The sequence below is a fragment of the Neptuniibacter sp. QD37_11 genome (assembly GCF_047778105.1).
GTDB lineage: Bacteria > Pseudomonadota > Gammaproteobacteria > Pseudomonadales > Balneatricaceae > Neptuniibacter.
Genome location: NZ_CP180554.1, coordinates 249,702 through 269,125 on the forward strand (window position 1 = coordinate 249,702; position 19,424 = coordinate 269,125).

Below are 19,424 nucleotides of genomic sequence, written 5' to 3' on the forward strand. Positions count from 1 at the left end.
ATATGAGTATCCGTGAAGCTATTACGCTGTATGCCCAAGAGCATTCTTGTGATGTTACTTTTTTGGAAGATTTTGATGAAGCCATCATTGGGCTGCATGAAAGGGTCGATCAAGAAGTTGGCAACCCTTTATTCTCGGTAACGTATAGTATGGGTAAAATACTTAGCATCATGATGCAAAGAGCTGATATGACTGAGGCTGAGGCGCTCGATGATTATGAGTACAATGTTGGCGGTCTATATACGGGACCTAACAGCCCCACCATCATTGATGATATTAGTTTCAAGGTATTTGAGAGCTAGAAAGCTTGCATGGTATTTATTTTTTGTTATAGTAAATCAAACTAAACAGGAAAATAACAATGAATAAGCGATTCTTTGCAGCCCTTGCTCTTGCCATGTCGGCTGGATCAGCTATGGCACATACATCATCATCTCGACATGAATACATTTCTCCGGAAACGGCCTCTAGCCTCATTCAGAGCGTTGTTGTTAGTGTGCGGGAAGAGCTCGGTAAGCGCGATGCTCGAATCGAAAGTCTTAAGGAGCGTATTAAAAAGCTTGAGACGGCAATTTCAAAACTGGAGGAGCGTAAGGGTGAGTAAAAAAATGCTCTCGGTCATCCCGCAGGCCCTGCTTAGCGCTGTGCTAATGATGAGTGCAGTCTCCGCTAATGCCCATGGCCTTCAGGTAATCCAGTTAAAGGAAGAGCTTTTGGAAACTGAAAGTACCTTGCTCAAGTCGGATGAGGCTATTGTTAGAACTTTGAAAAGTGAGGTTGAGAAGCAAAAGACCATCAATGCTGGGCTAGCAAAGCGCATTGAGAGGCTTGAGGCTCTTATTAAGGACCAAGGAGTCAGCAATGGTAGTTAAATTTAATGGAATGGCCGTATTAAAATATGGCGTAATATTCCTCACCTTATTGTCTGTAACCCTGCTTTCAATTGGCTTCGCTCGTGATGAGCCTCTTGCCCGTGTAGTGCTTGGCAAGCCAACATATGAGACAGAGGCGCGCATTCTGTATGATAAGGCAATGGCCTCTCATGCTATATTAAGTCAGTTAAGTACAGAAATTCGAGTGCATCGCTCCGCTCTACAAAGACATATGAACAACATCGACAAAGGGCTTGTAACTGATTCAACACTCCCAGCAGATGTTGCAGAGGCCATGGAGGTTCGAGACCTTCCTGTTCGTGTAGAGCTTGCATTAGCGACCTATGAGGCGGATAAGGCTGTATACATGGCTTATCTGGAAGAAAACGATCATTTCTTAGGCGTTCACCCCTTTATGCATGGTGTGAAAGTATTATTTAAAGAAATCACTGATTTTATCTTTTGAGCAACTGGTATTAAAATATGTTTAAAGTTTTAAATTGGATCTATAAATTACCCCTTGGGAAAATTACGGTGACGGCCATGGGTGTTTCAATGGCTTGTTTTGGGGCTGCAGCATTTAACGTAGGCAATGCAGATCCATCTACTGCTGAATATGAGCGCATCAAAGCTCACTATGAAAACAATGGAAGCGTGTATAGTAGTGACCTTCCTGAGTCCATTGCTAATGTCCGAGAAGGCCTACAAGCAGGTATCAGCATGACCTCGGCAATTTCAGATAAAATTGACACAACCTTAAGAAAACAAAATTAAGTTAATATATAATGAGTACATCATTTGTTTTAAAAGAGTCTGAACACTATCCGTGCCATGACCAATGCACACCTTGCAGCGCAAGTTGGACTTACAGCGACGATCGCTGCCGAGGGTGCCACTGGTATGGTCAGGGCCAGAAAGAGCGTTCTGAAGAAATCATACACCCGCCATATAAGCGAAAAGATTAACGCCATGATTTTCATTGAAAATATCAGCCCTGAGGAAGCGCCCAACATTGGGTTAAATCACTACCGCATCCGAACCGCTGCCGGTGAGGTGGGTCAATTCAACCATGAACGCGAGATTGATGGCCTAGGTGATTGCTTGCGTGATGCTGCTGACTTTCTCGATCAAGATCCTGAAGCTGCAGAAAAGCTTTCTCTTAAGTACATGATTGTCAACTTAATGAAAAGTGACGCCAATCCAACATTTAGCGAGATGATTGAGCCTCGCAAAGCAAAGATTATCAACGGCGTTCAGGAGAATATTGCAAATATCTGCAAGGATGCTGATAGCTTGGGTGTTAAAGCGGCATTACAGAAACATGGATTTTCAGAGGGCGCTAAAACGGAAACAGCCGAATGATTATAATTCGACCTAAAGAAAATGCCTCTGATAGTGAGTTTGAATTGTTGATAAACACCAAACTGATCACTGAATTTACCTATGAGCCGGGCTTGAGAGATGTGCAAGGATTGTTACGAGCTGCCGCAACTGCAGCAGACCACGCGAAGGAGCATAGGCGCGCATCGATGTTTGAACTCCTATCCAACAAGGAAGACTTGTTTCAGAAGCTCCAGCAGATAAAAAGCTTTAAGGAAAATAGCTGACGGACTTAATCTGTGGGCTTTGCACAGGCTCAATAAAGATACCGGCCACATCCTGATCAGCTGAATTATTTACCAATAAGCGCGGAAAGCCCCTTCCTTCAGGTGGGGGATGGATAGCTCAGGTTTTTGGTCTATTTTGCTGTTCAATATATTCTTTTAGCACTTCAATTGGGGCTCCACCGACCGATAGGAGGCAATAGCTCCTATTCCAAAGAGCATTAGTACCCCAGTAATATTTTTTTAGGTGACCAGAAAGGTGCTTTTTGGCCATCCTGCTACTGACGGTTTTGATCGAGTTTATTAATTTGCTGGCTCAATAGAAGGATGAAGTGAAATCAAGGCATGAATATGATCGTCTTCCCCATTGAAAGATTCAATAAATCTCAATTTAAATCGCGTTAAACTTCTTACCACAAATTTCGACCCTCTTGTCTTTAAACTTATAATTGATATAATAAATCATAAAAATAATAGGCCTTATTATGATTCGCTACAGTACTCTCGCGCTTGCAATTATGCTGACAGCAGGTAATGCAACTGCCAATTCAACTCCAATTAACACACCCGGTATTTCAAGTGTAAGTATTCAAGCTGTAGCACTGGAAGCTAATGGAATGGCGGTTGATAGAACATCCGCAGCTAATGCTCAAGCATCTGCGAATAAAGCCAAGAGTAGTTTAGCTGACACGCTGATTCAGCAAGATAAGGAACTTGCCAAGCAGGAGGGTCCACTTGGCGTACTCCCTTCATTCAAAAAACCAGATTTTGGAATAACTGCTGATAACATGAGTATTTCAACACCCTCTATCGCACTTGATGACGAGCTACTTGAACCCCCGCAGCCGGTCAATAAAAGTGCAGCTGAGCAGGTGGCTTATGAACAAGTGGAGTGTGCGGCATACTACCTTCTAAAAGCTAAGCGTGAGGCTAAAACTGAGGCTGGCTCAAAGCAGAAGGCATCATTCCTCTATGGGCGGAGTAAAACTGCATTAAATAAAGCAAAGATCCATGTAGGAAATGAGCAGGCATATCCACTAATGGGTGAGCATATGAAAAATCATGTCAATGAGATCGACAGCGACTACCGTTATATGACGCGTTTGGATAGGAGATTAGAAGGCCCTTGCAATATTGTAACCAATTACCCATCACGACGTATACATGAGATAACAGCCGATAATAAATTGCCATTATAGTATTGAAAATATCGCCACTCTGTGCGATTCTAATCAAACGGGCCCATCATCAAAGATGCTCAGCCCGTCCCGGGGTCGGTTTCATAACTCTCTCATCAATGATCGCCGACCCCACCCCCTCTGATCTACCTTTTTTTTGCAGACCTATAAATAGTTGATTGATATTTAAAAGTTCTATCAACATATGCTCTATTTACCCTGCTTGCTCTGTAATTCATAAAGGCAACGAAGAGCAAAATTAGATGGCCACGCTTGAAGTAAATTTATTTATCCTTATAATATCTAAGATTCAAACAGGAGACACTTATGGATAACCTAATCCTTCTTCTCGGACACATATATTCCTTTTTTCACAGCATCTATAATCGCAAGGGACAGGTAGCAGCTCGTATTGAAGCGGCTGAGCGTTATTTGCAAGACCCAGATATGCTTTGCAAACGAGATCAGTATGGCACTGTTACTTTTTACAAGAAAGGTGAAGGCTTTTTCGAAATTTGGAAAGATAAGCTTACCGCGCCTACTTGGCGACTCATGAAGCGAAAAGGTTTAGTTGATGAATCACATGAGGTTTTTGAATCAACACAGCTCTCCCCATTAGATTAATCTAGGAAATTAAATGACTACCGAATTAGAACAGTCGCACCCTAAAGCGCTTTTGAAGTCAATTGCGCCGTTTGTCGAGAAAATGACCGAATACCCTCCGAACACTCTTACAGAGCGATGCAAGCCTAAGAGAAGAGACCCTATCATTGATGCCTCAGAAGCATACTATTCTGCGTATGAAGTTCGCTGTTTGTTACCTCAAATTGAGATGTCGTACCTTTTAGCAGGAAACGAAGTAATTATTAAGCCCTTCACTGAGGAATGCGGCCAACTGCTCGCAGCAGCAAAATTCTGCACTATAGAAACTGAGGCTTATGCCAAACCCTGTCAGGAAGTTCAGCAGTACTACAAGACACTTATTCCGTTATTTAAACGAAAAGAGTGTATTACAGCCTTCCTGAAAGATATGGATTCATTCGCAGAAGCGTATGGTTTTGAATACGATAAGCGAGAAATACTTTCTCAAGTAGAGGTCTATGAAAATGAGCACTACTTGAAACTTTGTCAAAATAATAAGGCGCGCTTAAAAGGCCGTCATGCGGGAGTTAAATAATGTTAAAAAAGATTTTTGATACCGATCTGCCCTACTTCTGGTTACTTATTTCAGGGCTGTTTTGGATTGGAGTGTGCTTGGAAGACTTTTCTTCAATCAGTCTTTCCTTTGCTATAAGTATTTACGCCATCCCTCTAATAACGGGGATATATAAGAGCATCAACTATTTTAAAATTAATACAAAAGGGCTGCCTGCAGAGGAAGCTTCATTTTTTTGCACCTTATTTACGATAATTATACTGGGCTCAATCTCCTCCATCGATAAAGTTAAGGTGGATGAAATAAATAGCCTACTCTCGAATATTGAGGAAGTTGCGCCAAATCACCCTTACGCAGATGCCATTCAGGAATACTACGATCGTAAAGATGCCACGTCACTAAAGCTGTTTGCAGAAAATGTGGTTGAGGCGGAAAACTTCACCCTAGAGTTAGCATCCGCAGATGTACATAAGCTCGCAAAAGCAATGCTTTCGGTTGAAAATCCTGACCCTGTATTAAGCAAGATTTTGTCAGACGGTCTAATTACCAAAATAGAGTTAGATTGGGCTCAAGGTCAGCTTGAAGAAAAAGCGACCTTATCTGCTGATACATCTACTGTAGCTGAGCTTGCAGTTGCGGCGTTCCGATCCGCCAGTGGTAAATAAAGATGAATTAGAGCTAACTTCATTCTAATTATATAAACTCAGTATTCACAAGCAAAAAGCCATCACTGATGGCTTTTTTGTGCGTAAAAAATGGTATTGTATCGGCAGACTCATGCAAAACTTGAAATCTTTTTAATTATCTTTATAATATATAAAAAATCAGGAAGATTGAGAGATTCAGTATGAACCGAACCGCCATCCTGCTCTGCGTGGCAATATTACTTATTATGATGCTTTCGCCTGTCCTTTACACTGATGCGAAAAGCGCTATCATCCCAAGAAATCAGACAGTTAGTTACCAGCTAGAACTGCAACTAAATGACCCGTTTATTCTGGAAGCAGAACATATTGCTCCTAGGATTAGTAAGGCTTTTAATGTAAATCAGGAGAAGGCGCTGGAGGTTTCAGGATGGATAGTTGATGCCTACTATTTAACGGGTGTCGAGCCGGGGTTACTCGCAGCTTTGATTCAGACCGAGTCTTCTTATCGCTACCATGTAAAATCCTCTGTAAATGCGTATGGTTTGGCTCAGGTGCGCCCTGACTATTGGAATGCCATCTGCGGTGACGTGAAAAGGCCAGAAGTGAACGTTAACTGTGCGGCGATGATATTGAGTCAGTATGAGATTGATTGTGGTTCTATTGGCTGCGCATTAGAAATGTACAACGTAGGGCCTTCAAATGTGAAAAGAGATAGACTGCGTGGTGCCCGACACCGATACCTTAGCAAAATTGAGCGTTACTATAACCGTTATTTGTCGATTGATTTGAGCGGCGATAACGCCTAGGAGACTTGTTATGAGAAAGGGTCAAAAAGAAGTTAAGTCAGGATTGACAAAAAGTGCAGCGATCAAGTGGGCTCAGGACTATGTGGAACGACATGATCTTCCACGATTTTGGATAGATGTGATGCCGCGCTGCTCTAGGAACACTACCAAGCCGGTTTGGCGAGTTATAGTACCTACTTTAGGCGCATAAATATAACGTTAAATATCTTCCAAAGCACTATGGTTGGAGTTAATATAACTGTTATGATAATTCCAACAAAGTAACCCAATATGTGTAATGTACTAAACCCTCAATCCCATGAATGGTGGATCGCACTAGAAGCCGGAAGAGTTGTGGAGATAAGCCCGGACTACCTTACTAAAACTCGGCGCGCCTGCAGAGTTGAAATCACGGTGGAACCCGGGCGCTACTGGTCCCCAAGGCTCAAGAGGTTAATTCAAATCCCTGTTGAGGCACAAGGCCTTTGGGAAAGTGGTGATTTTGAGGTTGATAATATCTTTGGTATGGAAGAACTGTTAGCCGAAGAGTTGGCGGACAGTATAGCAGAGCTTAATCGAATCAAAGAAGTGCATGCAGCCTAGAGAGCAGTAAGATATATGAGTAATATTCCAGCATTTCAGTTTGTTGTTCAATACGGAAAGGCCCTTGAAGGTGAACTGGCCACAACAGAATCTATGGGGATTTCAGAAGCATACAACCTTCAAATGGAGTTGATTCACAAGGGTTACCATCGTGTCTATGTCGTGCAGGATGAAGGCTAGCTCAACTAATGTAAATAATGTTGAGCAGCAATAATTCGTTAAGTAGAGTAGCGTCTATCTAAGAACTTGTTTGTTTGGGCGCTACTTAAAGCATCCTGCTCGCGTTTAAATTCAGCCTCTTTTGGTGCCAACAACCCAAGGTACATCGCGACAGTCTCTTTTGAAGCCTGATCATCCCTCTGAGCTTCCAGAAGAGCATTTCCTATCATTTCATTTATCGTCACATTAATATCTCCTAAGTTCTTGCAATTCTATTTTAATTTCTGTTATAAATAAATCAAGCACTTACGGTAGTGCTGATGGATAGGAGACGATTATGCGTCCATATACACCTGATACAAATAAAGGCCGAGTTCAAACTGATGAGATTCATCACCTTACGGCAAATCAAAACCGGAAAAACTCTGAAAGGCAAGCGCATGCTGCTCGACACGCAGCACGGCAAGACGGGAAGCACCAAGTCGAAGAAGCTGTTACAAATGCATATGCTGAAGGACTAGTGGATTAGACTTCCTCATGCTTCATACTAGGGGTAAATAGCCCCTAGTTCCCTTCTCCAACCTCTATTCTTTTGCTTGACTGTGTATTTTTTAGCCTTATAATATAAGTAACACAAGATATACTTTTACCGCAGCAACACATACTCCACTGTCATCACTTTTTAATATCATCCTAGTATGCTGTTAGGTAGTGGCTGCGAGAAGCAAAGGATTATAATAATGCGCTTTTACTTAGATTTAACTGAGCTTGTTCATGCAAGCAAAACCGATGTTGGCCTACTCTCCTCTTTTCGGCCTACTCTCGCAGACTGGATTCGTGAGCGTCAGTCGGACGATCAAGTTATTCTAGATATGGGTGGTACTAAAAGCGGGGTTGGAAAAAAACGCCGTTATTTTGAACTCAATATCATTCGCCAGCTCTGGCTTAACGATGTTCGTGACTGGCTTAGTTTAGCTAAACAGCCGGGTGTCATTTTATATAATGATGCGGATATCCCCGTTGACATTGATAGATTTAGCTCCTGCTTACAAACCATGGTCATTGAACAAAATGTCCACCGCATTCTACGACGTAATTCTTTGAATTAGCCGTCGGAGGTTACAATGCGACTATCCAATCAATATCGAACTAATCGCCCAAAGCACGTGGGGATGGATCTATAACCGCTAGATAATGCGAATAGCCTTCTCCATTCACCGCCACAACAATATCAGCCTTGTGGAATGTGGCTGCTACAGCCAAAACCTGATCAAGAGTATAGATCGACTCGACAAGGCCACTGGCTCCTATATGCACCTCTTGGTTAGGAAGGCGACGTTTCAAATGAGTCATCGGTACTTCTAGTGGATTAAATCCTAAATTCATCTGCGTCAATTCAACCATCTCAATCTTTTCACCAAATGCTTTAAGGGAAAAATACATTTCCCGATTTTGCTCCGTGATCGCGGGGTGCTCTGGATGAAAAGGAAATTGGAAATAGTAATCTTCCTCAATGTATGTTCCAAGTAACACCGCATCGAAATAGACCATGGAGCCGTCATCTTTGCCGAGTACAAAATCAAAGCCATCTGTCATTGCCACGCGCGAGGTGTAAGAAATGTCATTGGCTTCAATAAATTGTTCTGTACCGCGCTTTATCGCTGCTTCACATTCGCTAATTTTCATAAGTGCTCATATATGGGGAATTAAAGACCAACTTCTCAAATATTTGTTTAGCTGCACCAAGATGTAAAGTCATGCCCACACTCTGACTTACAAAGAAATGTATCAATGCGGCTTTTGTTTTTTATTTAAATAATTATAACACGGTTATATTCCTGCAGTCGCTATAATCCTACTTGCTATTCTGGTGTTTATTCTTATAATATGAATTATTAGAGGAGAGAGGTAGTCATGGATCAACCTGATGCGTTAAGCCGATACTTGGATAGCAAAAATTCATTCCGTAAACTGTTTGGTGATTCTGAGATCCTATTTCCAATGAGACCGCGGGAGTGCCAATCTATATTCTTGTTGGTGGCTAACGACCTAAGCCCTGAGAACCTTTGCTGTGATGGTGAAATATCTCAGGAAGAAGTTAAGCGAAGAAAACATTACTTCCAGCAGGTATGGCGCCAGCTAGAAGAGACTATGGGCAGAACCGTAGATCTAGAAGAAGTTTATGCGTGGCGATAAACCCGCACTTTAAAAGAGAATATTTATGACAATTAATAAAGCGTATCCTGATGCAACTGCTTTAATGCTCTCGGAACTCTCCTCTCACCCAGCAATAGCCAATTTTGAATATGAAGAAGCCTTGTCTGAACGGCTTGAGCCCTTCGAATATCAGATTGAGTCCATGCTCGGCTGCTTAATCGAAGATACCTCGGGTTTTGCCGTATCAGTAAGTAATCCTTATTCGATTCCGGAAACCTCTTTCCATGCCTTCTTGGTGTTTGATTTGATTGATGTTGTCGTCATGTTTGATGTTGGACATGAAGATGACGACATTAGCATGCTTGGACTGATGACTCATGAAGGCTTTAATCAGTATATTCACTCTCTACCGTCTTTCACTAAGCATATGACCCATATCGCTAATATGGAAGAGAATATATGCCCTTGCTGTGGTGGCCAGCATGATGATAAGGAGGATGAGGAGAATATTCCAGTCGAGGCGCGCCAAGCCTTACGTGGTGCTATCCGTAGCATCATGGGCAACATCATAGAGCGTCAATCTGAGGATGCTAATACTACGATGATGCGCTGCATGGCTTTATTGCAGGAGCGTGACGACTTTAGCTTCAATCCGCGTGCTACGACACTTTGTCAGGAATTTGATGGTGCAGGCGATCTCATGGGGCAGATTGATTTGATCACAAAAGATCATCCGGCTGGGCGGCCAACAATGAACGCTACCGTTCATATCCTTGGCACGATCGCTAACACTTGTGACCGACTTACCTACCTCGAATACGCTGACCTTATTGTTCGGTATACGACTGAAAACGGCGGTTGGTTCGTAGACTCAATGACGGCCAAGCAACTGATCGAAGGCCTAGAGTCTGGCGGTCAGCTTCCTGAAGTATTCCCAGCTGCAACTGAGGTGCATCAATGAGCATTACACTACAAGCTGAATTTAAGTCTCAGACCGCTGCCAAAGCTGCTAAGGCGTATTTTTCCGAATTACTTAGTCGAGAGGCCCCTGTATGGGTAACCCTTTTGAGCGAACTGAGAGCGCGCTGTGACGATATTAACAATAACCCGGAGAGTAAGTCTAAATATCTTAAGCCGGTTGAAGGTGAACTCTCAATTGACCAATACTGCCGTATCTTTCCAAAGGATATGCCTAACACGCTAACTATGGAGCCCTGCAGCGAGAGCATTAGCGGGGAGCAATTCCAGAAAACCTTTGAGTATCTGCTAGCGAACAAAGCCGAGTTGGTGAAGATTACCAATCCTACTTATGCCTTCTCTAAGGTGCCGGGTTCACTGAAAGATAAGAAGCATTTACTGTCTTTAGGGCCTTTGTGCGACAGTCCATTAACTGGAACCATTCCTCAGGCTGAAGAACAGCGTATCGCCAGCGAAAGAATTCCAACAGTTTTGACCAATCCTAACGGTAATGTATTTCAGTTTGAACTAGTACCTGATTTAGAAGGTGATATACCTACGCTAAAAGCGGATGGCAGTGTTACTGTAGTTACCATGCCTCACTTGTCCGATGCCGCAAATACCACGCGTGTTGGGGCGCGCTACTGCGAATTTGTAGGCAAAGCATCGCAACTTCACCCATTGGTTATTATGGCCGTGGTTTACCCTGAGATTTTCGAATTTACAGACATCGAATCTCTACTCCAAAGTCAAAATGCTTTGCCTAGCCAAGATGATTGCAAGGTCATAATTGAGACTGAGCTTCAGCGCTGTAAAGAATTAAAAGTTCGCTATAAGCTCAAGGGATTCGCGCCAAATAAACGCGCTATCATCAAGCAAAACAAAGTTCATCCAGAAGCACATAAGGATCTGATGGAAGTGATTTGTGGGCTATTATATGAAGGGCATCACAAACCTGAAAAAGCTATCCGGAAGTTAGTTGAGCGAAAGTGGTGGCAGCAATAAAACATGATAACCCCGGCGATGCCGGGGTTATTGTTCCATTTATGGAGATTGTTTATTTCACAAGAGGTGATTCATCGAGATGTAGCCACTGAAGGGGCGAGTTACTTCCCTACCCCTTAGGATGTCAAAATATGGCACTTTAAGTCACACATAGTGTCCCCTTATTTAATTTTAGCCCCTAATCCTGAGTTTATGAATAAAATAATAACCATCAATTTAGGAGATAAACCATGAGAACGATTGCCCCAGAGTTAGATATCAACCAGATTAAAGCCGATATCCAAGAAGGTGATATTATTTTTACTGCGATTCCCGCTTTTCTTTTTCGTCGAGTAGCGCATGACTCGGGTTCTTTTACTTCACATGTAGGTTATATAATTAAAGATGAGAACGGGGAGTTTGCGGTTCTTGAGTCGGCCATTCCAACTGTCCGTAAAGTGCCACTAGAAGACTTTATTGCTCGGACCGATAAAGCTCAGGTCATGATTAAGCGCATCAAAGGTGGGCTGTCACAGGATCAGGTGACGGCACTGAAAGCCGCTTCACTTCAGTACATGGGCCGTTTTTATCACACGGGTTTTAAATTTGAATCCAAACGACAATTTTGTTCCAAATTTGTCTATTTAAGCTTTAAAGAAGCGCTAGGGATTGAAATCGGAAAACTACAAACCTTAGGTGAGTTATTAGCTGAAAATCCGCAGGCTAAACTTATTTTCTGGCGCGCATGGTACTTTGGTAAAATTCCATATAGCCGTATAACCATTACCCCGGCTAGCCAATTAGTAGATGAGAAACTGGAGACGGTATTCGCGAATCCACCGCATTAATAACCATTATATTATTGACTCCAATGACACATAATATATAATGACACTTCTTAGCCAACTTAAGGAGACAAACTATGGCTGATGGTGATCGCGATTGGGAAGATCATTACGGTGATCTGGATAAAGATGAAGAGGACAACCCGTGGGTGGGCACTCCTCCAGATGAGCCAGAGCATCGCCCTTAAGTAAGAACGTAATAAACAACGGGCCATCAGGCCCGTTTTCTTGTATATATAAAGTATCAGAGGTCTTATGGAACCCCATATCATCAATATCGACGGCATGAATATGACACGTGCTGACCATATCTCAATTTTTCCAGATCACGTTGTTAGAGCACAGGGGTTTGACCCCTCTTTTGCCTGTTTCGGATATTCGTGTTCGCCTAAAGCAAAAGGTGCTGTATCCTTTGATATCGATGGGGAAACAATGAGCCTTCTTCCTATCGAACATGACCACCAGCCACCCGCAGATGTTGCCTATGGAATAGGGAATGATCGGCTTAACGTCTATACCCATAAAGACAATCATGTTTATTTTGGGAAGCGGATGCTAACATGGCCTCTGATGACAGAGTGGCTTACCAATGCCTTAAAAAACGCTACGGATGCCAATATAGAGTACTGCAATGCTTACTTTATGGAAAATGATGGTTTCTATACCTTGCACTACAGCGACGAGTCTGGGAACTACCTCTGGGAAGTGCATGCGGCTGACCCTTTTGAATCAGACCGTGCGATGCGTGCAATCACTGCACTGGAAACCAATCCAGAGTTCGTAACTGACCTTATCAAGGAATGTGCAAACCCCATAGAGGTTGATATTTCAAATTACCTTAAAGGCCTGCATGATGATGTTATGCGACGTATTGATGCGGGTGTGTACCACGATGAAGAGCACTCCACAGTATTGATAGTAAATCTGTTATCTTCTGACGTCATTCCTGAGATAGCCTTTGATGAGAGTGGAAATTCAAATAAAACCAATCCTGTTATTTGCTAGATTGAATTATTTCAAAATCAGAGACAATTGGTCAGGTAAATAGATGAAGAGTATTAGAAAAGAAGTGGAAATTGCCAAGCAACCTAAAGCGCTTGGCCTAGGGCTAGTGCTTGAGATGGGCGGGATGGTAGCAGCATTCACAGGTGCAATTCCTGTGGGCATTGGATTGATGGTAGCGGGAGAAGTCACCAAAGCAGCAGAGCATGCTTTAGACTTACGGAAAGAGCGTATGCCCGATGAGTGGCTTGAGGCGGTTGCCCAAGAACAAGGTTTATCCAAAAAGGGCCTGAAGTACATCACAAAAAAAGCGGATAAGCAGGGTTACGTAACCGTTGCCCAAGCTATCACCTTTATAGACATTGAGGACAAAGAGGTAAAAGCCAAGGAAGTAGCGCCTAAGTCAAAAGGAACGCATGCGCTTAATGACCGCCTTAGAGAGGTAGAAGGTCCAAGTCTGCTAGAACAGGTAGAAGAGACTATACAGGTAAAGACACCTAAATTTTTTATGGATGTACAGGAAACAATCATGAATCCTGTAAATTATACGCAGGAATTGGCACAGACTGGCTGGAAAAAGGGAAATGTGGCTATCAATGCAACAAGCAATAAGGTAACTGAGACCGCGGAAAGTATCGGTAGCTTTGGAAAGGGGGTGCTGGAAAGTGCTAGTAAAATAGGAACTTCCCTAAATCCATTTGGCAGCACAGAAGGCAAAACTTAATCCGGTATTCAATAGGTGTTATAATAAATAAAAAGGAGATCATCCATGTCAGATTTTGGACTTCAAGATGCACAGCCGGGCGATTGGGTCTATGGGGACCAAAGCAATATTTGCTATGATACCTTGCACAAAGTTTCAGATGTTGATTGCCATGAAGTCCGAACACTCACTGGCGGTGTGTTTAATCGTTATACTGGAGTAAAGCAAGGGAGCCCCGAGATTAGAGCGCGCCTTGCTACACCTAAAGAAGTTCAGGCGTTCCTGCTAAATGGTCAAAAATCAGCCGCACAGAAAAAACTAAGCCAGTGTCTTGCGCTTATAGATGCTATTGAGCCTGAGCAAATAGAGAGCATAGTCCAGCAGGTTGATACTTTAACTGCAAATATATCGAAGGTACTCCACCATGAAAGGCGCGCTGAGTGAGCAGGCTAAGTTCCTGCTAAACCAATTCAATCATGGCGTAAGAGAGCAGAGCTCTTGGGACTGGGACGCAGACCTGTCGTTTGCAGAGCGGTTCCACCTACCCCATCAAGCTGAAATAAGGCAAGCCCTCTATTCTGATACTCCAACTTCACTTCAGGTCGGCCTGTGGAAATCCACATGGTATAAGCCGGTAACCCAACTACGTATCAGAGCTCTCAAGGAACTTGTTGATAAGAAACACCTTGAGAGCTACTGGGTAGGATTGGGGCCGGGTTCAAAAACCGCTTACGGGATCAGCAAAGTTAAAAAATACCGAAGCCGGACGGCGACCTAACGACCTACCCTCTCCGGGGAGTCAATCGGTTGTATCCATAAATGCCGCAAATATCAAACGCAATGTGATTCCTGCAACTGATTGAGATTCTTGGATTACCCCACTGACCATTACTCAAACAATTGCGCGTTGTGCGGGCGGTTAAGGTTACAGATGACATAGGCTTATAGGTACGTGATTGGGTTTGCGAATCCCCAACAAAGGCTGTTGGCACACTTATGCCTACCCATCGATAATAAGCATATTGGCGATAAGTTCTATAAATTTGAGCTGCATTAAAAGTCGAACCTTGGCATACCCTAGGGGTAGGCGGTGGCGGTGGTGCAGTACCTCCGTTCAACTTCTCCCACTTCCCATTGGCACAGCTTACAGCCGCTCCCGACGAAAGTTTCGCAAGCGAGCCTCTACGTGAACAACTCCCTCCTTCTGAAACAGTTCTTCCAAGATTAAGGTAGCCTGTTAAAGAAATGTCTCCGGAGGCTGAGATAGAGCGGGTTGTGGTGTTGCCAGTAACATTAAGGTTTCGAAGAGTTGAATTATTTTGAACAAAGAGATCTCGCATTACATCAAGGCGTTGGCCTACTACAGCGTTGCCATCAATGTCGATATTGCCAAGAATACTTGCATCATCGCCAACCATGAGGTCATCTCTAGCTTCCAAGTCATCGCCTGCAATCACATCCTGTCCAGCAGTTACGTTATTAGCAGCCCCCACATTACGACCCGCCTTCACATCCGAGCCCGCAATAACATCTGTCCCTGCCCTAACCTCACTCCCTGCTCTTACATGTCGACCAGCACCCACATCAACATCCGCAATGACATTAGCATGAGAGCGAACATTGCCTTGTACATCTGCCATGCCATCTACATTTAGATCATCTTGAACATAAAGTTGGCCTAAAATATCCGAATCGTATTCAACAACCAGATCACCCGTTAAAGAGCCAGCGTCACCCAGTGTTAACACACCCCCATCTTCAGCTGTAATGCGATTAACGCCTGTCAGGTTGTTGTCTTCTGCATCAACGCCGGAGAAATTGATAGAGCCCTTCATGTCATTAGAGCCATTGGTGCGAAGCCATACATCATCCCCACCCGGCGCATTAAAGGCCGTCATGGTTATAACAGCAGTCTTAGGATCAGAACTTACGTCGCCAAAGGTTGATGAGATTGGGGCAAATACCGAGGAGTAACCCGCAGTTGCCATAGCAGCGATACCGGCCAAATCAGACCGAGGTGTGCCATCCAGCGTCGTAAAAGGTGTGGTGTTTGTAGTAATATTAATCACTTCATCACCATCAGCATTTAAGCCTTTCGTCACGTTCGCACTAAACTCGAGCTGTCCAAAAGACAAGGTCTCAGGGAAAGTACACGGTAAGTAATCTTTATTGGCCGTACCGCCGCAACCCGTACCTTTCAACCAATTTACACCCGTGCGGGTACCAACCACAACACTGGCGAAATCATTCACACCATTCATCGCATACGCTTTAATCGCATTATGGTATTGGTACAATAGCTGACCGGTTTTCCGTGCTTGTACTTGGCGTATCTCATGGTTTTGGTAGTGTGCTGCCAACACAATGGCAGAGGCCACTAAAGCCAGCACGAGAATAAGCTCAATTAGAGTAAAACCTTTACTTCTGTTCATGGGTGAAATCTAATTATTGTTTTTATTGTTTTTTAATATAATAAATAATGACCCTATTTGGAAGTGCCAACCCAAAAACAGTTCAACGCCAGCACAACCCATTCTGATGTAACATTGATGGTTTGTAGTGCACACCTAAAGACGCCCTAAGGAAACCCTAGATGACTAAAAAACGCGACAAGCCCCGTACTTTTAGTGCGAGGAGGATGTCAATTGTGTATAGAGCCACTCTATAAGAAGCAGTCTCAACTTAATGAAATTGACCAAACTGTCACGAAAGGCTGCAATACCCAGCATAAGTACTGCAACCCGCTGGACTAGAATTTAGTTTGCTCAAGCTTCACAATTAGGGATGCTTTGTTGACCTCAATATATTCGCAACAGTCGTCACGAACCCCAGTATCGCAAAAACCCCATTTAAAACCTTCATAAACCACATCTTTGGGGAGCTGCTTAATCAGCCAGAGAATATGTTGCTCTTGCGGTTCCTTAATATTTAAAAACAATGACAGATAGTCATGAAGGTTGTAAAACTCATGATCTTCTGGGTCCGAGTGGGCCCAAAAAGCATCAATGACAGCAAAATGACGCGCCTCTTCTTTCTTGCGCTCACATTCTCGACGCTGCGCTTCTCGCGCCAGCTCCTCTTCGCTCGGCGCAAGCTGCGCCTCAAGCTCTTCTAAAGTAATACCTTGATCCTTTGCTAATTGTTCCAATAGAAAGGACTTTCCCCGCCCTGTGGGACTAAGTGTCATGCAACAATGCTGAATTTCTTCACCACGTTCTGGGGCAAACGGCAGTAATTCCCCACCAATAAGAAATACAGGCTTCTGATCCATAAAAATACCTGCAACTAATATTGTTTTATTATTAATTATCTTTATAATAACAGGAAAATAAATTAATGTAAGGTACAAAAATGAAAGCACTGGTGTGCATCGAGTTAAGATTGCCGGACTCGGCATATCAGATGGTGAAGAGACAGTATAGGATTCCTACACCTAATGAAGCTCAGCCTGCACTCCCGATTGAAGATGACCCTCTAGTGACATTGATATTCCATAATGATTCACGTCGGATCAGTCGCATCGAAAACGTGCTGAAAGAAAACCGTGTGTCTTACACCAAAATAGTCAGGTATAAATAATGCGACAAACTAAATCTAACAAACATCAAGTTCTTGTTAACTTGACCGTAAATGGTCAGGGGGTCGCCCGCTGGAAACTGGGCGATAGTATTCCCAGCGTTGCTCGTAATTACGTAGATGAAAGTAAGATAGGCAGTGGAGCTTTTGCCAACAAACACTACTTCCGCAATGGACACTGTAGCTTATCGCTTTACCACTCTTAATTTATTTATCACAGGGAGATCAATAGCTACGTTCAGCACGGGCAAGATTTACAATGCGGATCTTAATGCCGCTTATAACATTGCCGCCCGTTTCTGGGCGATCATTTTAAAACTGACCCATGGATACAGTGAACAGTGGTTAAAGGGCAAAAGTTCCCTAAACCAACAGAGAATACCTGTCACGCTCTCGACCCTCTGGGGTCGCGGAGCAGGAAGCCGCTTTTCATGCGCAGCATGATGAGCCGGTGCATTCACGGTTCAGATTCCCTTAAATCCACTACTCTTCTCTCATATTTGCAGCAGGAGTATGGATTCGTCCGAGGGACTCACAAAGTTGACAATCGAACTCTGGCTACACTCAAGGTAATCGCCAACAAATGGCGCTATTTGGCAGCCAACCCTCTTGCCTTTCTTTAAGGCATTTGATTACTAAAAATGCTGCTGACTACATCTATCACCAAGCTAGTGGTTCAGTAGCATCTCCTATGGACTCATTGCCTGTATAGGTCTTTCTAACAACAAGTTCATAGCTATCGGGACCCGCTTCCACCCAATAGTTCTCCAATACATACTCACAAACCAAGTCTGGCTTAGTAAGGTAAGGACTATCCCCTTCGACCCAACGGAGTACTTGCTGCTTCTTGTGGTCGGCTAGAGCCTCATCAACAACAGTTTTGTGCTCGATGTTTAAATTAACTGCCGATAGACAGGCAGGTTCCGTGATTTTAACAGGCGGCTGCAATGCGGATGCAGTACTGGAAGATAGTAGTAGAATAGCCAAGGCAGAACGGTACATACTGCACCTCTATTTTTGTTATTATCCGAACATTATCACATAGAGGCGCAATTCCTTCAATATTATAATAATATTAATAATACGGTGTTAATTCACTATCCTTTGAATCTTCAGGTATGCGGCTCACTACCCCTCTCTCCTCCAGCTCAGTTAGTGACATTGGGAAGCTAGAACCAGAGCGAGTGGAATAACCAATAGCCTCATGCCTAACATCCACAATGGTGCGCTTTTCGCCATTAACATCGATCTCAGCTCCCAAAAGCAAGTCTTTGTAGTTATAAAGGCTATCTCTCATAAGATGAGGCTTCCGCTTCAGCCAGAGGCGGTAAGCATCATAGCTTAGGTTTTCTGAAGGGATGATTTCCTTACCGGTAAACCCTTCAATCTGGTCATAAAGAGCGTTAGCGATGCCGCGTCCTTGGAAGGCCTTTTTAATCTTAACATCAGCGACCTCGGTTAAGCCTTCTTTCATATAAACCTGCGCAATAATGTCGCCACTCTCTCTGCGCGCCTCAAAAAGTCTTTGCTGTTCATCAACATGGAACGTTAGGTTAAAGTCGTCGAGTGATTCATGAACCACTGGATGTTTTTCCCAATCCAGTGCATTGTTGATGATATGAAAGTGGTCAGATGTGCGTCGCATCTTATGATCTTCAAGGAGAATAAGTTGAGTTTGGCCATTGATATCAAACTCAAGGGCGTCAATTCGGGCCGTATGCAGCAATTCTCGCAATAGCCTTGCAGCTTCAGGACTGGTGACGTCAGGGCAGAAGGCATCCTCATATCGAAGGGTGTTCATGACGAGTGATAGCTGACCATACTCCTCCGTAAGCTCACGTGAAATAGTGCGGATTAGGTAATCCTCAGGTCCCTGAGCGACCGCTTGAAGCGCGCATTCAAGAATGTCCGTGCCTGAAATGTAGCCTTCATGTGTTTGAACGGTCAGTTTCGATAAATCCTTAGCTACGAAAACTGAATCACTATGCTTATCAGTACCTGCATCTAAAGACGATAATAGGTGAACTCGATCAACTGACTTGGCCTGCCAAACCTGCTCAACATTAAATCCCAGTGCTTTTGCGCGATCCTTAGGTGTCAAGTGATTGAGGTAGATATCTAGCATGATAAGGCCCTGTTCATATTCCTTGTTTGATTATGACAAAAAAATTTACCCCATTCAATCCTTATGATGGT

At 43.5% G+C, this 19,424-nt stretch carries 33 protein-coding genes; 26 read left to right on the plus strand and 7 right to left on the minus strand.

The features are described from left to right. Positions 1–2 precede the first annotated feature (2 nt). Genes ACMXYT_RS18660 through ACMXYT_RS18690 form a run of 7 tightly spaced genes read left to right on the plus strand, consistent with a single transcriptional unit; the run spans position 3 to position 2,479 of the window. On the plus strand, positions 3–302 hold the full coding sequence (locus ACMXYT_RS18660; protein ID WP_415913110.1) for a hypothetical protein: 300 nt from the start codon (positions 3–5) through the stop codon (positions 300–302). Positions 303–361: 59 nt separating this feature from the next. Beyond that, positions 362–604, plus strand: coding sequence for a hypothetical protein (locus ACMXYT_RS18665; protein WP_415913111.1), 243 nt, complete (start codon positions 362–364; stop codon positions 602–604). Next, entirely contained in the window at positions 597–872 is a 276-nt protein-coding gene (locus ACMXYT_RS18670; protein WP_415913112.1) for a hypothetical protein, read from the plus strand. Before ACMXYT_RS18665 ends, ACMXYT_RS18670 begins: the two co-directional genes overlap by 8 nt. After that, positions 862–1,338, plus strand: a complete 477-nt coding sequence (locus tag ACMXYT_RS18675; protein WP_415913113.1) for a hypothetical protein — start codon at positions 862–864, stop codon at positions 1,336–1,338. Before ACMXYT_RS18670 ends, ACMXYT_RS18675 begins: the two co-directional genes overlap by 11 nt. 17 nt (positions 1,339–1,355) lie before the next feature. Then, positions 1,356–1,646, plus strand: a complete 291-nt coding sequence (locus ACMXYT_RS18680; protein WP_415913114.1) for a hypothetical protein — start codon at positions 1,356–1,358, stop codon at positions 1,644–1,646. A gap of 57 nt (positions 1,647–1,703) precedes the next feature. Beyond that, positions 1,704–2,234, plus strand: a complete 531-nt coding sequence (locus ACMXYT_RS18685) for a hypothetical protein (protein ID WP_415913115.1) — start codon at positions 1,704–1,706, stop codon at positions 2,232–2,234. After that, positions 2,231–2,479, plus strand: a complete 249-nt coding sequence (locus ACMXYT_RS18690; protein ID WP_415913116.1) for a hypothetical protein — start codon at positions 2,231–2,233, stop codon at positions 2,477–2,479. The genes ACMXYT_RS18685 and ACMXYT_RS18690 overlap by 4 nt, the downstream gene beginning before the upstream one ends. 118 nt (positions 2,480–2,597) lie before the next feature. Here the strand turns inward: ACMXYT_RS18690 and ACMXYT_RS18695 are convergent, their stop codons facing one another. Next, positions 2,598–2,750, minus strand: coding sequence for a transposase (locus ACMXYT_RS18695; RefSeq protein WP_415913117.1), 153 nt, complete (start codon positions 2,748–2,750; stop codon positions 2,598–2,600). Positions 2,751–2,961: 211 nt separating this feature from the next. On the opposite strand from ACMXYT_RS18695, the gene ACMXYT_RS18700 reads away from it, so the two are divergent. The 7 genes from ACMXYT_RS18700 to ACMXYT_RS18730 all read left to right on the plus strand — a co-directional run bounded on the left by ACMXYT_RS18700 (position 2,962) and on the right by ACMXYT_RS18730 (position 7,025). Further along, positions 2,962–3,675 (plus strand): hypothetical protein, encoded by a 714-nt coding sequence (locus ACMXYT_RS18700; RefSeq protein WP_415913118.1) that lies wholly within the window; start codon positions 2,962–2,964, stop codon positions 3,673–3,675. Between the two features lie 306 nt (positions 3,676–3,981). After that, positions 3,982–4,278, plus strand: a complete 297-nt coding sequence (locus tag ACMXYT_RS18705; protein ID WP_415913119.1) for a hypothetical protein — start codon at positions 3,982–3,984, stop codon at positions 4,276–4,278. A gap of 13 nt (positions 4,279–4,291) precedes the next feature. Beyond that, on the plus strand, positions 4,292–4,831 hold the full coding sequence (locus ACMXYT_RS18710; RefSeq protein WP_415913120.1) for a hypothetical protein: 540 nt from the start codon (positions 4,292–4,294) through the stop codon (positions 4,829–4,831). Beyond that, positions 4,831–5,475 (plus strand): hypothetical protein, encoded by a 645-nt coding sequence (locus ACMXYT_RS18715; protein WP_415913121.1) that lies wholly within the window; start codon positions 4,831–4,833, stop codon positions 5,473–5,475. The genes ACMXYT_RS18710 and ACMXYT_RS18715 overlap by 1 nt, the downstream gene beginning before the upstream one ends. Positions 5,476–5,657: 182 nt before the next feature. Continuing rightward, entirely contained in the window at positions 5,658–6,263 is a 606-nt protein-coding gene (locus ACMXYT_RS18720; RefSeq protein WP_415913122.1) for a lytic transglycosylase domain-containing protein, read from the plus strand. Positions 6,264–6,533: 270 nt separating this feature from the next. After that, positions 6,534–6,845 (plus strand): hypothetical protein, encoded by a 312-nt coding sequence (locus tag ACMXYT_RS18725; RefSeq protein ID WP_415913123.1) that lies wholly within the window; start codon positions 6,534–6,536, stop codon positions 6,843–6,845. A 15-nt stretch (positions 6,846–6,860) separates the two neighbouring features. Continuing rightward, positions 6,861–7,025 carry a hypothetical protein gene (locus ACMXYT_RS18730; RefSeq protein ID WP_415913124.1) on the plus strand — a complete coding sequence of 55 codons (165 nt, stop codon included), beginning with the start codon at positions 6,861–6,863 and terminating at the stop codon, positions 7,023–7,025. A gap of 38 nt (positions 7,026–7,063) precedes the next feature. Here ACMXYT_RS18730 and ACMXYT_RS18735 read toward each other — a convergent pair whose 3' ends face one another. Then, positions 7,064–7,249 carry a hypothetical protein gene (locus ACMXYT_RS18735; protein ID WP_415913125.1) on the minus strand — a complete coding sequence of 62 codons (186 nt, stop codon included), beginning with the start codon at positions 7,247–7,249 and terminating at the stop codon, positions 7,064–7,066. Positions 7,250–7,341: 92 nt separating this feature from the next. Between ACMXYT_RS18735 and ACMXYT_RS18740 the strand changes: the two genes are divergently transcribed. Next, the gene (locus tag ACMXYT_RS18740) at positions 7,342–7,533 is read left to right on the plus strand and encodes a hypothetical protein (protein ID WP_415913126.1); all 192 of its coding nucleotides are present in this window, start codon (positions 7,342–7,344) and stop codon (positions 7,531–7,533) included. Positions 7,534–7,744: 211 nt separating this feature from the next. Then, entirely contained in the window at positions 7,745–8,113 is a 369-nt protein-coding gene (locus tag ACMXYT_RS18745; protein ID WP_415913127.1) for a hypothetical protein, read from the plus strand. Between the two features lie 40 nt (positions 8,114–8,153). Here the strand turns inward: ACMXYT_RS18745 and ACMXYT_RS18750 are convergent, their stop codons facing one another. Beyond that, positions 8,154–8,690, minus strand: coding sequence for a hypothetical protein (locus ACMXYT_RS18750; RefSeq protein WP_415913128.1), 537 nt, complete (start codon positions 8,688–8,690; stop codon positions 8,154–8,156). Positions 8,691–8,918: 228 nt separating this feature from the next. On the opposite strand from ACMXYT_RS18750, the gene ACMXYT_RS18755 reads away from it, so the two are divergent. From ACMXYT_RS18755 to ACMXYT_RS18790, 8 genes are all read left to right on the plus strand, one after another. Further along, a complete protein-coding gene (locus tag ACMXYT_RS18755; RefSeq protein WP_415913129.1) occupies positions 8,919–9,200 on the plus strand; it encodes a hypothetical protein in 282 nt (93 codons plus the stop codon). A gap of 25 nt (positions 9,201–9,225) precedes the next feature. Continuing rightward, positions 9,226–10,122 (plus strand): hypothetical protein, encoded by an 897-nt coding sequence (locus tag ACMXYT_RS18760; RefSeq protein WP_415913130.1) that lies wholly within the window; start codon positions 9,226–9,228, stop codon positions 10,120–10,122. After that, positions 10,119–11,123: a hypothetical protein gene (locus ACMXYT_RS18765; protein WP_415913131.1), complete on the plus strand. Its 1,005-nt coding sequence runs from the start codon at positions 10,119–10,121 to the stop codon at positions 11,121–11,123. Before ACMXYT_RS18760 ends, ACMXYT_RS18765 begins: the two co-directional genes overlap by 4 nt. A gap of 230 nt (positions 11,124–11,353) precedes the next feature. After that, complete coding sequence (locus ACMXYT_RS18770) at positions 11,354–11,950, plus strand: YiiX/YebB-like N1pC/P60 family cysteine hydrolase (RefSeq protein WP_415913132.1); 597 nt, start codon at positions 11,354–11,356, stop codon at positions 11,948–11,950. 252 nt (positions 11,951–12,202) lie between these two features. Next, entirely contained in the window at positions 12,203–12,952 is a 750-nt protein-coding gene (locus tag ACMXYT_RS18775; RefSeq protein ID WP_415913133.1) for a hypothetical protein, read from the plus strand. Positions 12,953–12,995: 43 nt separating this feature from the next. Beyond that, positions 12,996–13,673, plus strand: coding sequence for a hypothetical protein (locus tag ACMXYT_RS18780; protein ID WP_415913134.1), 678 nt, complete (start codon positions 12,996–12,998; stop codon positions 13,671–13,673). Positions 13,674–13,718: 45 nt separating this feature from the next. After that, positions 13,719–14,096: a hypothetical protein gene (locus ACMXYT_RS18785; RefSeq protein WP_415913135.1), complete on the plus strand. Its 378-nt coding sequence runs from the start codon at positions 13,719–13,721 to the stop codon at positions 14,094–14,096. Then, a complete protein-coding gene (locus ACMXYT_RS18790) occupies positions 14,077–14,430 on the plus strand; it encodes a hypothetical protein (protein WP_415913136.1) in 354 nt (117 codons plus the stop codon). Before ACMXYT_RS18785 ends, ACMXYT_RS18790 begins: the two co-directional genes overlap by 20 nt. Positions 14,431–14,434: 4 nt before the next feature. On the opposite strand, the gene ACMXYT_RS18795 is transcribed toward ACMXYT_RS18790, so the two are convergent. Further along, the gene (locus ACMXYT_RS18795) at positions 14,435–16,084 is read right to left on the minus strand and encodes a prepilin-type N-terminal cleavage/methylation domain-containing protein (protein ID WP_415913137.1); all 1,650 of its coding nucleotides are present in this window, start codon (positions 16,082–16,084) and stop codon (positions 14,435–14,437) included. 317 nt (positions 16,085–16,401) lie between these two features. After that, on the minus strand, positions 16,402–16,923 hold the full coding sequence (locus ACMXYT_RS18800) for a hypothetical protein (RefSeq protein ID WP_415913138.1): 522 nt from the start codon (positions 16,921–16,923) through the stop codon (positions 16,402–16,404). Positions 16,924–17,003: 80 nt separating this feature from the next. Between ACMXYT_RS18800 and ACMXYT_RS18805 the strand changes: the two genes are divergently transcribed. Together ACMXYT_RS18805 and ACMXYT_RS18810 are read left to right on the plus strand one after the other, a co-directional pair. After that, positions 17,004–17,231 carry a hypothetical protein gene (locus ACMXYT_RS18805; protein WP_415913139.1) on the plus strand — a complete coding sequence of 76 codons (228 nt, stop codon included), beginning with the start codon at positions 17,004–17,006 and terminating at the stop codon, positions 17,229–17,231. Next, positions 17,231–17,434 carry a hypothetical protein gene (locus ACMXYT_RS18810; protein ID WP_415913140.1) on the plus strand — a complete coding sequence of 68 codons (204 nt, stop codon included), beginning with the start codon at positions 17,231–17,233 and terminating at the stop codon, positions 17,432–17,434. Before ACMXYT_RS18805 ends, ACMXYT_RS18810 begins: the two co-directional genes overlap by 1 nt. A 454-nt stretch (positions 17,435–17,888) precedes the next feature. Here ACMXYT_RS18810 and ACMXYT_RS18815 read toward each other — a convergent pair whose 3' ends face one another. Then, a complete protein-coding gene (locus tag ACMXYT_RS18815; protein ID WP_415913141.1) occupies positions 17,889–18,230 on the minus strand; it encodes a hypothetical protein in 342 nt (113 codons plus the stop codon). Positions 18,231–18,303: 73 nt separating this feature from the next. Further along, positions 18,304–19,353, minus strand: a complete 1,050-nt coding sequence (locus ACMXYT_RS18820) for a hypothetical protein (RefSeq protein WP_415913142.1) — start codon at positions 19,351–19,353, stop codon at positions 18,304–18,306. Positions 19,354–19,424 lie beyond the last annotated feature (71 nt).